The organism is Marinomonas gallaica (genome assembly GCF_049821165.1).
In the GTDB taxonomy this organism is placed as follows: Bacteria; Pseudomonadota; Gammaproteobacteria; order Pseudomonadales; family Marinomonadaceae; genus Marinomonas; species Marinomonas gallaica.
This window is the reverse complement of record NZ_CP187511.1, coordinates 3,918,235-3,931,181: the sequence shown is the minus strand read 5'-3', so window position 1 is coordinate 3,931,181 and position 12,947 is coordinate 3,918,235. Positions and strand designations below refer to the sequence as shown.

The 12,947-nt window shown below is 45.9% G+C and carries 8 protein-coding genes, 6 tRNA genes and 1 rRNA gene; 14 read left to right on the top strand and 1 reads right to left on the bottom strand.

From position 1 onward, the window contains the following. Positions 1–2: 2 nt before the first annotated feature. The 10 genes from alr to ACPUEK_RS18520 all read left to right on the top strand — a co-directional run bounded on the left by alr (position 3) and on the right by ACPUEK_RS18520 (position 6,426). A complete protein-coding gene (alr, locus tag ACPUEK_RS18565) occupies positions 3–1,097 on the top strand; it encodes an alanine racemase (protein ID WP_425641779.1) in 1,095 nt (364 codons plus the stop codon). A gap of 220 nt (positions 1,098–1,317) precedes the next feature. Next, on the top strand, positions 1,318–3,936 hold the full coding sequence (gene alaS, locus ACPUEK_RS18560; protein ID WP_425641778.1) for an alanine--tRNA ligase: 2,619 nt from the start codon (positions 1,318–1,320) through the stop codon (positions 3,934–3,936). Between the two features lie 45 nt (positions 3,937–3,981). Further along, positions 3,982–5,223 (top strand): aspartate kinase, encoded by a 1,242-nt coding sequence (locus ACPUEK_RS18555; protein ID WP_425641776.1) that lies wholly within the window; start codon positions 3,982–3,984, stop codon positions 5,221–5,223. A gap of 134 nt (positions 5,224–5,357) precedes the next feature. Further along, positions 5,358–5,546: a carbon storage regulator CsrA gene (gene csrA, locus ACPUEK_RS18550; RefSeq protein WP_067033731.1), complete on the top strand. Its 189-nt coding sequence runs from the start codon at positions 5,358–5,360 to the stop codon at positions 5,544–5,546. Positions 5,547–5,609: 63 nt separating this feature from the next. After that, positions 5,610–5,699: transfer RNA gene (locus tag ACPUEK_RS18545), tRNA-Ser, on the top strand. Between the two features lie 10 nt (positions 5,700–5,709). Then, a tRNA-Arg gene (locus ACPUEK_RS18540) sits at positions 5,710–5,786 on the top strand. A 73-nt stretch (positions 5,787–5,859) separates the two neighbouring features. After that, positions 5,860–5,936: transfer RNA gene (locus ACPUEK_RS18535), tRNA-Arg, on the top strand. Positions 5,937–5,955: 19 nt separating this feature from the next. Continuing rightward, positions 5,956–6,032 (top strand) — tRNA-Arg (locus ACPUEK_RS18530). Between the two features lie 217 nt (positions 6,033–6,249). After that, positions 6,250–6,339 (top strand) — tRNA-Ser (locus ACPUEK_RS18525). A 10-nt stretch (positions 6,340–6,349) separates the two neighbouring features. Further along, a tRNA-Arg gene (locus ACPUEK_RS18520) sits at positions 6,350–6,426 on the top strand. Positions 6,427–6,439: 13 nt separating this feature from the next. Here the strand turns inward: ACPUEK_RS18520 and ACPUEK_RS18515 are convergent. Further along, the gene (locus ACPUEK_RS18515; RefSeq protein ID WP_231872653.1) at positions 6,440–7,441 is read right to left on the bottom strand and encodes a tRNA dihydrouridine synthase; all 1,002 of its coding nucleotides are present in this window, start codon (positions 7,439–7,441) and stop codon (positions 6,440–6,442) included. A 145-nt stretch (positions 7,442–7,586) separates the two neighbouring features. Here ACPUEK_RS18515 and ACPUEK_RS18510 point away from each other — a divergent pair, with 145 nt between their 5' ends. From ACPUEK_RS18510 to ACPUEK_RS18495, 4 genes are all read left to right on the top strand, one after another. Next, positions 7,587–7,844 carry an OadG family protein gene (locus ACPUEK_RS18510; protein ID WP_067033734.1) on the top strand — a complete coding sequence of 86 codons (258 nt, stop codon included), beginning with the start codon at positions 7,587–7,589 and terminating at the stop codon, positions 7,842–7,844. 30 nt (positions 7,845–7,874) lie between these two features. Beyond that, positions 7,875–9,665 (top strand): sodium-extruding oxaloacetate decarboxylase subunit alpha, encoded by a 1,791-nt coding sequence (gene oadA / locus ACPUEK_RS18505; RefSeq protein WP_425641774.1) that lies wholly within the window; start codon positions 7,875–7,877, stop codon positions 9,663–9,665. A gap of 17 nt (positions 9,666–9,682) precedes the next feature. Then, positions 9,683–10,855: a sodium ion-translocating decarboxylase subunit beta gene (locus tag ACPUEK_RS18500; protein ID WP_067223993.1), complete on the top strand. Its 1,173-nt coding sequence runs from the start codon at positions 9,683–9,685 to the stop codon at positions 10,853–10,855. Positions 10,856–11,331: 476 nt separating this feature from the next. Further along, a 16S ribosomal RNA gene (locus ACPUEK_RS18495) occupies positions 11,332–12,873 on the top strand. The last annotated feature ends 74 nt before the right edge of the window (positions 12,874–12,947 follow it).

Genomic DNA, 12,947 nt, shown 5'->3' with positions numbered 1-12,947 from the left:
AAATGTCAAGGCCACTTACAGCGACCGTCGATTTAGAGGCGATCCTGTCAAATTATCGTTATGCAAAACAGCTTCATCCAACGTGTAAAGCGTTTGCCGTTGTGAAAAGTAATGCCTACGGTCATGGTGCCGTTCGCGTTGCGCAGTATTTAGAAGGCGAAGCAGATGCCTTTGCTGTTGCGACCATTGAAGAGGCTTTAGAGCTTCGTGAAGCGGGCATTGAAGCACCTGTTATGCTGCTTGAAGGCGTCTTTGAAGCGTCTGAATGGGCGTTATGTCATGAACATGGTTTCTGGGCTGCATTAGAGAATACGATGCAACTTGAAAGTTTGTTGGAACTTGGACAAAGCATTGAAAAAGTATTTGTAAAACTGGACACCGGCATGCACCGACTGGGTGTCACCAAAGAGGTGGCGAATGAGTACATACAGCGTCTTCGTGACAGTGGTTTAGTTGATGAAGTATTGCTGATGACACATTTTTCTTGTGCTGATGACCTTGCTGATCTGACGACAATGAAGCAGTTAACGTACTTTGAACAGGCCCGTCAGTCTATTGAGGGGACAGTTGAAGCCAGTGTGGCCAATTCAGCGGCGATTATGAAATGGAGTGTCCCTGAGGGTGGCTGGATCCGCCCAGGTATCATGCTATACGGTATTTCGCCGTTTGCTGAACTGAGCGGAGTAGAGTTAGGTTTGAAGCCTGCTATGACGTTAACGTCTAAGGTGATCTCTGTGCGAACGGTTACGGCAGGTGAAAAAGTTGGCTACGGCGCCACTTACATTGCAGAGCAGGATCATCAATTAGCCACCATTGCGGTAGGGTATGGTGACGGTTATCCCCGCGCGGCGGATAATGGCACTCCCATGCTGATAAAAGGCAAGGCGGCTGAGTTATCAGGCCGAGTGTCAATGGATATGATTACCGCTCGTTTGGTACAAGATGGTAGCTCTACTTTAACCATTGGCGATGATGTTGTGTTATGGGGTGACGATGTGCCGGTAGAGAAAGTGGCGTATTGGTCTGAAACCATTGGCTATGAATTGGTAACCCGCATGACCACTCGACCTAAAATGATCTATGTGGAGGCTGATTAGCCCCATTTTCCCTTCTTTTGTTTATTTGATGCTCTCAAACGAGCATCAAATGCCCATATATGATCAAAAAGTAATGAAATTCATTTTTTAGGTTTTGATCAACTACGCTGTTTCCGTGTACTATTTTCTACCTTTCTAAAGCACTGTAACGGTCTACTTAAAGACAGTCGTGCTGTTTTTTATTCGCCAGATATTTATAGAGATAGAGTCTCATCCAATTATGAAGAGTTCTGAATTACGCCAATCATTTTTGTCTTTCTTTGAAAGCAAGCAGCATCAGATCGTGGAATCCAGTTCGCTGGTTCCTGGTAATGACCCAACGTTATTGTTTACTAACGCCGGTATGGTGCAATTCAAAGATGTTTTTTTGGGGGCAGACAAGCGCCCATACACCCGAGCGACGACATCGCAGCGTTGTGTGCGTGCCGGAGGTAAGCACAATGACCTTGAAAACGTAGGTTACACTGCACGTCATCACACATTCTTTGAAATGTTAGGTAACTTCAGTTTTGGGGACTACTTCAAAGAAGAGGCCATTTCATTTGCGTGGGAATTCTTGACTGGCGTGCTTGGTTTACCAAAAGATAAGTTGTTGGTAACGGTCTACGCGGAAGATGATGAAGCGTTCGGTATTTGGAAAGATCAAATTGGTGTTCCAGAAGATAGAATCATCCGTATTGGTGATAACAAAGGCGCTCGTTATGCGTCTGACAACTTCTGGGCGATGGGCGACACTGGCCCTTGTGGGCCTTGTACCGAAGTATTTTATGATCACGGTGAGCACATTTGGGGTGGACCTCCGGGGACACCTGAAGAAGATGGCGACCGTTTTATCGAAATTTGGAACGTTGTATTCATGCAGTACAACCGTTCAGCAGACGGCACAATGGCAAACCTACCTAAGCCTTCTGTTGATACAGGCATGGGACTTGAGCGTATTGCTGCGATTTTGCAGGGTGTTCACAGTAACTATGAGATCGATTTGTTCCAAAATCTAATCAAAGCCTCTGCCATGGCAGTGGGTACTGAAGATTTCGCGTCTCAGTCACTACGGGTTATTGCCGATCACATTCGTTCATGTTCATTCATGATCGTTGATGGGGTGGTGCCGTCAAATGAAGGCCGTGGTTACGTATTGCGCCGTATTATTCGTCGTGCTGTACGTCATGGTAATAAGCTAGGTCAGAAACAGCCATTCTTCCATAAGCTGGTGGAAGCGCTGGATGTCGAAATGGGTGAAGCCTACCCAGAATTGCGTAAGCTAAAAGATCGTGTCGCTTCGATTTTACTTAAAGAAGAAGAGCAGTTTGCAAAAACACTCGATCAAGGTATGCGTATTCTTGAGGAGGCGATTGCTAACCTAGGTGACAGTAAAACGATTCCAGGTGAGACGATCTTCAAGTTGTACGATACGTTTGGTTTCCCTGCGGACTTAACGAATGATGTTGCGCGTGAAGCGGGTCTTGAAATTGATGAAGAAGGTTTTGAAAAAGCGATGGATGAGCAACGTGCTCGTGCACGTTCAGCAAGCAACTTCACGATGGATATGTCGGGTTCAGTAGACGTTGACGGTCAAACGGAATTTACCGGTTACACTTACCTAGAAGGGCAAAGCCCAGTTGAGCAAATTTTGGTCGACGGCGAGCCGGTTGATGTATTGCAAGAAGGTCAAATAGGTCTTGTCGTACTGACTGAGACACCTTTCTACGGTGAGTCTGGTGGACAAACAGGCGATCAAGGTTGGTTGCGTGGTCCTGCGGCGGTGAAAGTATCGAATACTACGAAGCAAGGTAAGGTACACCTACACCATGTTGAAGTGCGTGAAGGTTCGCTAAAAGTAGGCGATGTTGTGACCACAGAAGTGGATCGTTCATTACGTAATGCAACGGCGCTTAATCACTCGGCAACCCATCTATTGCACGAAGCGTTGCGTCGTGTTCTAGGGGATCATGTATTGCAGAAAGGTTCTTTGGTTAATGCTGAACGCCTTCGTTTTGACTTTTCTCACTTTGAAGGATTAACAGCTGCTGAGCTCGAGCAAATCGAAGACATCGTCAATGAGCAAGTGCGCTTGAACCACGAAACGATTACCGAAGTCATGGATATCGAAGCGGCCAAAGCGAAAGGCGCGCATGCGCTGTTTGGTGAGAAATACGAAGCGCAAGTACGTGTTTTGACAATGGGTTCTGATTACTCGATTGAATTGTGTGGTGGTACTCACGTTAAGCGTACAGGTGACATTGGTTTATTCAAAATTGTCACTGAAAGCGGTATTGCGGCAGGTGTTCGTCGTATAGAAGCGTTGACTGGTAAAGCGGCCATCGATGCAACGCGTCAAACAGAGTCTTCTTTGTCGCAAATCGCCGGTTTGTTTAAAGCCAGCAAAGAAGTGGCGTTTGATAAAGTTGTAACGTTGAATGATCAAGCGCGTGCGTTGCAAAAAGAAATCGATTTGCTAAAAAGCAAGTTGGCGGCCCAAGCGGGTGCGGATTTAGCGTCTCAAGCGGTTGATATCAATGGCGGTAAGTTGTTGGTTGCGCAAGTTGAAATCGACGATCCAAAAGGTCTGCGTGATTTATTGGATGAGCTGAAAAGTAAGTTAGAGTCGGCCGTGGTTGTGCTGGCAGCGAATAACGATGGCAAAGTAAGCTTGATTGCAGGTGTGACTAAAGAGTTAACGTCTAAAGTTAAAGCGGGTGACCTGATCAAAATGGCGGCCCCTTACGTTGATGGTCGTGGTGGCGGCAGACCGGATATGGCGCAAGCGGGTGGTAGTAAGCCTGAAGGTATTGCCGAAGTGCTGGCTCTTGTTCCGGACTGGGTCAACGAACGAGTATAGTGTGACGCGCCCCTCTGGGGCGCTTTTTATTTGGGATGACGTAATATGGCATTGTTAGTTCAAAAATATGGTGGCACCTCGGTCGGCTCGATTGAGCGTATCGAAGCGGTGGCTGATCGTGTCTTGAAACATAAGCAACAAGGGGACGATATCGTCGTCGTAGTTTCTGCGATGAGTGGTGAAACCAACCGTCTAATTGGCTTGGCAAAGAGTATTCAAGCGACTCCTGATGTTCGCGAAATGGATGTGCTGCTATCAACAGGAGAGCAGGTAACAATTGCTTTGTTGAGTATGGCGCTCATGAAGCGTGGTTTGAAGGCGAAGTCTTATACTGGCAGCCAGGTTCGTATTACAACCGATAATTCACACGGTAAGGCTCGTATTCAAGATATTGATACAGACGCGATGCGTTCTGATTTAGATGATGGGACAGTGTTGGTTGTTGCCGGCTTTCAGGGGGCTGATGAGTTTGGCAATATTACCACACTAGGACGCGGTGGTTCAGATACCACTGGTGTCGCTTTGGCAGCGGCGCTGAAAGCCGATGAGTGTCAGATTTACACCGATGTCGATGGGGTTTATACCACTGACCCTCGAGTGGTTGACAGTGCCCGGCGCTTAGAAAAAATTACGTTTGAAGAAATGCTTGAAATGGCAAGCCTAGGCTCAAAAGTGCTGCAAATTCGTTCTGTTGAGTTTGCGGGTAAATATCAAGTTCCATTGCGTGTGTTGTCCAGTTTTAAAGACGGTGATGGCACGCTAATTACGACTGATGGAGAGAATACTATGGAACAGCCAGCTGTATCTGGTATCGCATTTAATCGAGATGAAGCTAAGTTAACACTAAAAGGTGTGCCTGATGTGCCTGGTGTTGCGTCAAAAATTCTTGGCCCTGTAAGTGAAGCGAACGTTGAAGTGGATATGATTGTCCAAAACGTATCGATGGACGGCACTACAGACTTTACGTTTACAGTGCATCGTAATGATTACGATAAAGCACTGAATGTATTACACGGTGTGGCAAAAGACTTGAATGCGAAAGAAGTATTGTCAGATGACAAGATTGCGAAAGTATCGATCGTGGGTGTTGGTATGCGATCTCATGCCGGCGTTGCGACCAGTATGTTTAAGGCTTTGGCGGAGGAGTCGATTAATATTCAACTTATCTCCACATCTGAAATCAAAGTATCTGTCATAATTGATGAGAAATACATGGAATTGGCGGTGCGTTCATTACATTCAGCATTCAAGCTTAACGAACCGAATACGGGTGTTAGCGAAGCGTAACACTTTAATACAAGTTCAATGCTTTGGTGTATAGATTCGAAGGTAGAGAGCAGCTACAATTCATCTTGTAAGGAAATCCCTACAAAAGGGTAGGGGTTTCTGATATCTCACAAGGATTTTTAAGGAGAAGTGTTATGCTTATTTTGACTCGCCGTGTTGGTGAAACTCTAATGGTTGGTGATGAAGTGTCAGTGACTGTACTGGGTGTAAAAGGCAACCAAGTACGTATCGGTATCAATGCACCAAAAGATGTTTCTGTTCACCGTGAAGAGATCTATCTTCGCATTCAGAAAGAGCAAGATGAACAAGATACAGAAAATTAAACTTTTTTTAAAAAAAGCCTTTACATAACAACTGGTGTCTCTATAATACGCCGCACTTGTTACGGAGAGTTGGCCGAGTGGCCGAAGGCGCTCCCCTGCTAAGGGAGTATGGGGTGAAACTCATCGAGGGTTCGAATCCCTCACTCTCCGCCATTTTAAATGCGCATCCGTAGCTCAGCTGGATAGAGTACTCGGCTACGAACCGAGCGGTCGGAGGTTCGAATCCTCCCGGATGCACCATTTAGATTGAGTAAAGCAAGAATAAGTTAACTAATGCTATCCTGTTAGTTAATCGTGAATAGTTTAGATATATGCATCCGTAGCTCAGCTGGATAGAGTACTCGGCTACGAACCGAGCGGTCGGAGGTTCGAATCCTCCCGGATGCACCATCTAAACGCAAGTAGTTATGCATCCGTAGCTCAGCTGGATAGAGTACTCGGCTACGAACCGAGCGGTCGGAGGTTCGAATCCTCCCGGATGCACCACTACTACCCCTTCCTTTGTTTCTCTCTATGTATATATCAGCTTAATTTTATTTTGATCTTTTAAGTACTGTTAGCTTTCTTTTTTTTCTATTTTTCTTTTTCCTTCAATTTCTATTTTTCTCTGTCCTTCTGATTGTTTTTATTAAAATTTTTTAATTTTATGAATAATTGTGGGTTGCGTTTAGTGTTATGAATAATCATAATACTCTGCATTGACGGAGAGCTGGCCGAGTGGCCGAAGGCGCTCCCCTGCTAAGGGAGTATGGGGTGAAACTCATCGAGGGTTCGAATCCCTCGCTCTCCGCCATTTTAAATGTGCATCCGTAGCTCAGCTGGATAGAGTACTCGGCTACGAACCGAGCGGTCGGAGGTTCGAATCCTCCCGGATGCACCATTTCCTTTCTTGTTTACCCTTTCTTGTATTTAATCTCTTTGTTTTTAATAGTATTCATTAGTGCTTTTAATTCATCAGTATGCTGCGTGCTGCGTATCGCTTTTAAATTTTCTGCAATAATTGGCCAATCAGTTCTTAAATGTCCACTCCACTGTTTAATGCGACCAAGCGTGGCAAAATTGTCGTAGTGATCTAGCAGTTTGTCGATGTAGCCTTCCATAAGATCAAACAGTTCCTCAAAGCTGCCTTGCTTGCCTCCTTTCAGTTCTCTGAATATAAATGGGTTGCTTAGGCTTCCACGGCCAATCATGAAGTGAGTGCATCCTGTAACTTGCTGGCATTCTAGTAATGATTCGCGGTCGCGAATATCACCATTAGCGATAATCGTCATGCTTGAGCGTTTTGTTGCCTGGCCAATTTTCTCCCAGCGTGCTGGAGGGCCGTAGCCATCTTTTTTTGTTCGTCCATGGATGGTAAGTGTTGTGGCTCCTGCTTGCTCAATGGCATCGAGGTTTTCAAAAAACAAGTTTTCATCTTGATAGCCCAGACGCATTTTTGCAGACAGTGGAATATGTTTAGGTAATGATTGCCTGACGGCATGTACAACGTTGTAGAGCGTTTTTGGGTCTTGCAATAAAAAAGAGCCGCCACCGTGCCCATTTACGCGTTTTGCAGGACAGCCAAAATTCAAATCTAGGTGCGTTGCGCCTGCTAAACCTGCTTCTTCTGCAGTGCTTGCCATCGTGTCAATATTGGAGCCAAGTAGCTGCAAATGTACGGGGTGATTAAATGTTGTTCGACTTGCCTGATCGAGCTCTGGTACCAGCCGTTTCAAAGACTGTGCGGACACTGTTTGTTGTGTGACACGTACGAACTCAGAAACGAGGTAGTTCATTCCTCCTACGCTTGAAAGAAGCGATCTCATTGTATGATCCATGACACCTTCCATTGGTGCGACCGCCAGTATGATGTCTTGTGGTGATTGATGAGGGGTGGCGCGATTAAGCAAGTTCACGTTGTCAATATCCAAGCAAAAAAATATGAAAACTATATGCTTTATGATACAAAAGAATGCATATTAGGGAATTATTGTGCATCACAGCATTGTGGTGTACGGAATGACCGTGCCCTGAATTATTCAGATTTTAATGGAAAGTGCTATGAATAACTTAATGAGCGATGGCTTTGGTTTAATGTTATTGGGAATGGGGTTTGTTTTTACCTTCCTATGTCTGTTGATTGTTTCGACAACCTATATGTCAAAATTGATCAATCGTTATTTCCCAGAAGCAGCGCCAGTTGCTAAAAAGCCTATGGCTGCACCGACTGCTGGTGCATCCTCTGCTAGCGCTTCCGCTACTGATCCTAAAATCGCTGCTGCTATTACTGCTGCGATTCATCAACATCGTAACCGTTAATTTAAATCAGAGACGATTAGAGGCCACATCATGTCGAACAATAAACAACCTCTTGGCATCACAGATGTCGTATTAAGAGATGCCCATCAGTCACTATTTGCTACTCGCATGCGTATCGACGATATGCTGCCTATTGCAGAAAAGTTGGACCAAATTGGTTTCTGGTCGTTAGAGTCGTGGGGCGGTGCAACGTTTGATTCGTGCATTCGTTTTATTGGTGAAGATCCATGGGATCGTATTCGTGAGCTTAAAAAGGCGATGCCGAATACGCCACAGCAAATGCTTCTACGTGGTCAAAACCTACTAGGTTACCGTCATTATGCTGATGATGTTGTGACAAAATTTGTTGAACGTGCTGCCAAAAATGGTGTTGATGTATTCCGTATCTTTGATGCAATGAATGATCCTCGTAACCTAGAAACTGCGATTAAAGCGGTAAAAGGTGAGGGTAAGCATGCTCAAGGGACGATCTCTTATACAAAAAGCCGAGTGCACACACTTCAAAACTGGGTTGATTACGCGAAAACGTTAGAAGACATGGGCGCAGATTCCATTGCGATCAAAGACATGTCTGGCATTTTGACGCCTTACGATGCGTTTGAATTGGTTGGTAAGCTTAAAGACCAAACCAAACTAGAGGTTCAGCTACATGCCCATGCTACCTCAGGGCTGTCTGATATGACTATTCTAAAATCGATTGAAGCGGGTGTTGATCGTGTTGATACAGCCATTTCTTCGATGTCGATGACATATGGTCACTCTGCAACAGAATCTGTCGTTGCTGCGCTACAGGGTACAGATCGTGATACAGGTCTCGATTTAGAAAAACTAGAAGAGATCGCCTCATACTTTCGTAATGTTCGTAAGAAATACGCTAAGTTTGAAGGCTCTTTGCGAGGTACGGATTCTCGAATTCTAATTGCTCAGGTGCCGGGCGGTATGTTGACCAACATGGAAAGCCAATTACGTGAGCAAGGCGCAGCAGATAAATTTGATGCTGTTCTAGAGGAGATTCCACGAGTTCGTGAAGATTTAGGTTTAATTCCGCTCGTAACGCCAACATCGCAAATTGTCGGTACTCAAGCGGTATTAAATGTACTTACTGGTGAGCGTTACAAATCTATCTCTAAAGAAACGGCGGGTGTTCTTAAAGGAGAATACGGCGCAGCGCCAGCAGAGTTTAATAAAGAGCTTCAGGCTCGAGTGTTAAATGGTGCAGACGCGATTACCTGTCGACCTGCTGACTTACTTGAGCCTGAAATGGATAAGTTGACCGCTGAGCTAGGTGAGCTAGCAAAAGAGAAAGGTATTAAGTTAGCGTCAGATCAAATTGACGACGTACTAACGTACGCATTATTCCCTCAAATTGGTTTGAAATTCCTGCAGAACCGTGGCGATGCATCAGCATTTGAGCCTGTACCGACATTAGACGATGCCACTGCGGCACCTAAAAAGTCTCAATCTACTGACGGACCTGCGGTATATACGGTTAGTGTCTCTGGTCAAAGCTTTGTTGTACAGGTGGAAGAAGGTGGTGATGTAACGAAAATCCAGCCTGTCGCAGCATCACAATCTCCAGCGCCTTCTACTTCACCAGCTCCAGCAGGTGGTGGTGAAGATGTTCCAGCTCCATTGGCGGGCAATATTTTCAAGATTCTTGTATCACCTGGTCAGCAAGTAGCAGAAGGTGAAACATTAATGATCATGGAAGCCATGAAAATGGAAACAGAAATCTCAGCACCTAAATCCGGTACTGTCGCTTCGATCCATGTCAAAGAAGGCGATGCTGTCACTGTTGGCCAAGCCCTGTTGGCGATCTAAAAGTAGGTTATTAGAGAATGGAACAGAAATTACTCAACCTGTATCACGATACGGGTATTTATCAGTTAGAATTTGGTCAAGCCATTATGATTGTGGTTGGCCTTTTACTGATATTTCTTGCTATTAAAAAAGGCTTTGAGCCACTGCTACTATTACCAATAGGTATTGGTGCAGTATTGGTAAATATTCCGGGTGCTGGATTTATGGCAGCACCAGTCTATGATGCTGCAGGGCACATGGTCTCCCCTGGTGGTTTGCAGTACTACATCTACCATGGTGGTATTGAAACGGGCTTATTCCCGTTGATTATCTTTATGGGTGTCGGTGCTATGACAGATTTTGGGCCAATGCTTGCCAACCCAAAAACACTGTTGTTAGGTGCTGCGGCTCAATTTGGCATTTTTGCAACAGTGATTGGCGCAGTGCTATTAGGGGCTGCAGGAATCATGGACTTCACGTTAGCGGATGCGGCTGCGATTGGTATCATTGGTGGTGCAGATGGTCCAACGGCAATCTTTGTTGCGAGTCGTCTTGCGCCTGAGCTTCTTGGTGCTATTGCGGTAGCAGCTTATTCTTACATGGCCTTAGTGCCGTTGATTCAGCCGCCAATCATGCGTGCTTTAACGACACATGAAGAGCGCTCTATTAAAATGGAGCAGCTTCGTCATGTAACAAAAGCAGAAAAAATCATTTTCCCTATTGTTGTGACTATTTTGGTAGCAATGTTCCTGCCTTCAGCAGCACCACTTTTAGGTATGTTCTGTTTCGGTAACTTAATGCGAGAGTGTGGTGTAGTAGATCGCTTAAGTGACACTGCTCAAAATGCATTGATCAACATTGTTACTATCTTCCTTGGATTAGGTGTTGGTTCAAAGCTAAGCTCAGAAGCATTCTTGAATATCGAAACCTTGGGGATTTTATCGCTAGGTCTTGTCGCGTTTTCTATCGGCACGGCTGCAGGTGTATTGATGGCTAAGGTAATGAATAAATTCTCCTCAACGCCAATTAACCCATTGATTGGTGCGGCCGGTGTATCTGCGGTTCCAATGGCGGCTCGTGTCGCGAACAAAGTAGGTCTTGAAGCGAATAAGCAAAACTTCTTGCTTATGCATGCAATGGGACCGAACGTTGCGGGTGTAATTGGCTCTGCGGTAGCGGCTGGTGTCATGTTGAGTTATGTAGGCGGTTAATTTACTGCATCATTAGATAGGTCAACGAGAGGCCCACTACTCAATAGTAGTGGGCCTTTTTGTTGGTTAGTTATCTTAGGTCGCTAGGAGTAGGGGAATTAAATTGAGCGATGTATGAAAATGAGGTTGATTTGGCAGGATTTTGTGTAAAAAACAAACTGTTCTTGCTTGTTTTAAATTTTCTCCGCATTTTTATTAAATTAATGTAAAAAACCGCTTGCGCTGAAAATTCATATGGGTATTATACGCACCCACTGACACGGACAACGCTTCACAACAACGAAGCACAACGCGTCAGACGCTCTTTAAAATAGATAATCAGATAATTTGTGTGGGCGCTCGCTGGAGACTTCTAAAAATTTTGAAGTCTTAAATGAGTGACCATGTCAATTCGCTTTACGTTTGGTCGATTACTTAGGTAGTTGATTGAACATAGTTAAAGTCAGACGTGATTCATGAGTTTGAGCAAGCTTTTTAAACTGAAGAGTTTGATCATGGCTCAGATTGAACGCTGGCGGCAGGCTTAACACATGCAAGTCGAGCGGTAACAGGAATTAGCTTGCTAATTTGCTGACGAGCGGCGGACGGGTGAGTAACGCGTAGGAATCTGCCTAGTAGTGGGGGACAACATGTGGAAACGCATGCTAATACCGCATACGCCCTACGGGGGAAAGGAGGGGATCTTCGGACCTTTCGCTATTAGATGAGCCTGCGTAAGATTAGCTAGTTGGTGGGGTAAAGGCTCACCAAGGCGACGATCTTTAGCTGGTCTGAGAGGATGATCAGCCACACTGGGACTGAGACACGGCCCAGACTCCTACGGGAGGCAGCAGTGGGGAATATTGGACAATGGGCGCAAGCCTGATCCAGCCATGCCGCGTGTGTGAAGAAGGCCTTCGGGTTGTAAAGCACTTTCAGAAGTGAGGAAGGGTGATTGGCTAATATCCAATTATCTTGACGTTAGCTTCAGAAGAAGCACCGGCTAACTCTGTGCCAGCAGCCGCGGTAATACAGAGGGTGCGAGCGTTAATCGGAATTACTGGGCGTAAAGCGCGCGTAGGTGGTTTGTTAAGTCGGATGTGAAAGCCCAGGGCTCAACCTTGGAATTGCACCCGATACTGGCAGGCTAGAGTACGGTAGAGGGGTGTGGAATTTCCTGTGTAGCGGTGAAATGCGTAGATATAGGAAGGAACATCAGTGGCGAAGGCGACACCCTGGACCGATACTGACACTGAGGTGCGAAAGCGTGGGGAGCAAACAGGATTAGATACCCTGGTAGTCCACGCCGTAAACGATGTCTACTAGCCGTTGGGGATTTTATCTTTAGTGGCGCAGCTAACGCGATAAGTAGACCGCCTGGGGAGTACGGCCGCAAGGTTAAAACTCAAATGAATTGACGGGGGCCCGCACAAGCGGTGGAGCATGTGGTTTAATTCGAAGCAACGCGAAGAACCTTACCTACTCTTGACATCCAGTGAACTTTTGAGAGATCAATTGGTGCCTTCGGGAACACTGAGACAGGTGCTGCATGGCTGTCGTCAGCTCGTGTTGTGAAATGTTGGGTTAAGTCCCGTAACGAGCGCAACCCTTATCCTTATTTGCCAGCACTTCGGGTGGGAACTCTAAGGAGACTGCCGGTGACAAACCGGAGGAAGGTGGGGACGACGTCAAGTCATCATGGCCCTTACGAGTAGGGCTACACACGTGCTACAATGGCGCATACAGAGGGCCGCGAACTTGCGAGAGTAAGCAAATCCCACAAAGTGCGTCGTAGTCCGGATTGGAGTCTGCAACTCGACTCCATGAAGTCGGAATCGCTAGTAATCGTGAATCAGAATGTCACGGTGAATACGTTCCCGGGCCTTGTACACACCGCCCGTCACACCATGGGAGTTGATTGCTCCAGAAGTAGCTAGCTTAACCCTTCGGGGATGGCGGTTACCACGGAGTGGTCAATGACTGGGGTGAAGTCGTAACAAGGTAGCCCTAGGGGAACCTGGGGCTGGATCACCTCCTTAAACGATATAGAGGCTCTGGTGAGCGTTCACACAAATTATCTGATATCTGTAGTTTAGAGTGTCGTAAGTCTGGA

Excerpts from the sequence above, each read along its gene's own strand:
- alr (WP_425641779.1), top strand. The coding sequence starts at position 3 with ATGTCAAGGCCACTTACAGCGACCGTCGATTTAGAGGCGATCCTGTCA.
- alaS (WP_425641778.1), top strand. The coding sequence starts at position 1,318 with ATGAAGAGTTCTGAATTACGCCAATCATTTTTGTCTTTCTTTGAAAGC.
- ACPUEK_RS18555 (WP_425641776.1), top strand. The coding sequence starts at position 3,982 with ATGGCATTGTTAGTTCAAAAATATGGTGGCACCTCGGTCGGCTCGATT.
- csrA (WP_067033731.1), top strand. The coding sequence starts at position 5,358 with ATGCTTATTTTGACTCGCCGTGTTGGTGAAACTCTAATGGTTGGTGAT.
- ACPUEK_RS18510 (WP_067033734.1), top strand. The coding sequence starts at position 7,587 with ATGAATAACTTAATGAGCGATGGCTTTGGTTTAATGTTATTGGGAATG.
- oadA (WP_425641774.1), top strand. The coding sequence starts at position 7,875 with ATGTCGAACAATAAACAACCTCTTGGCATCACAGATGTCGTATTAAGA.
- ACPUEK_RS18500 (WP_067223993.1), top strand. The coding sequence starts at position 9,683 with ATGGAACAGAAATTACTCAACCTGTATCACGATACGGGTATTTATCAG.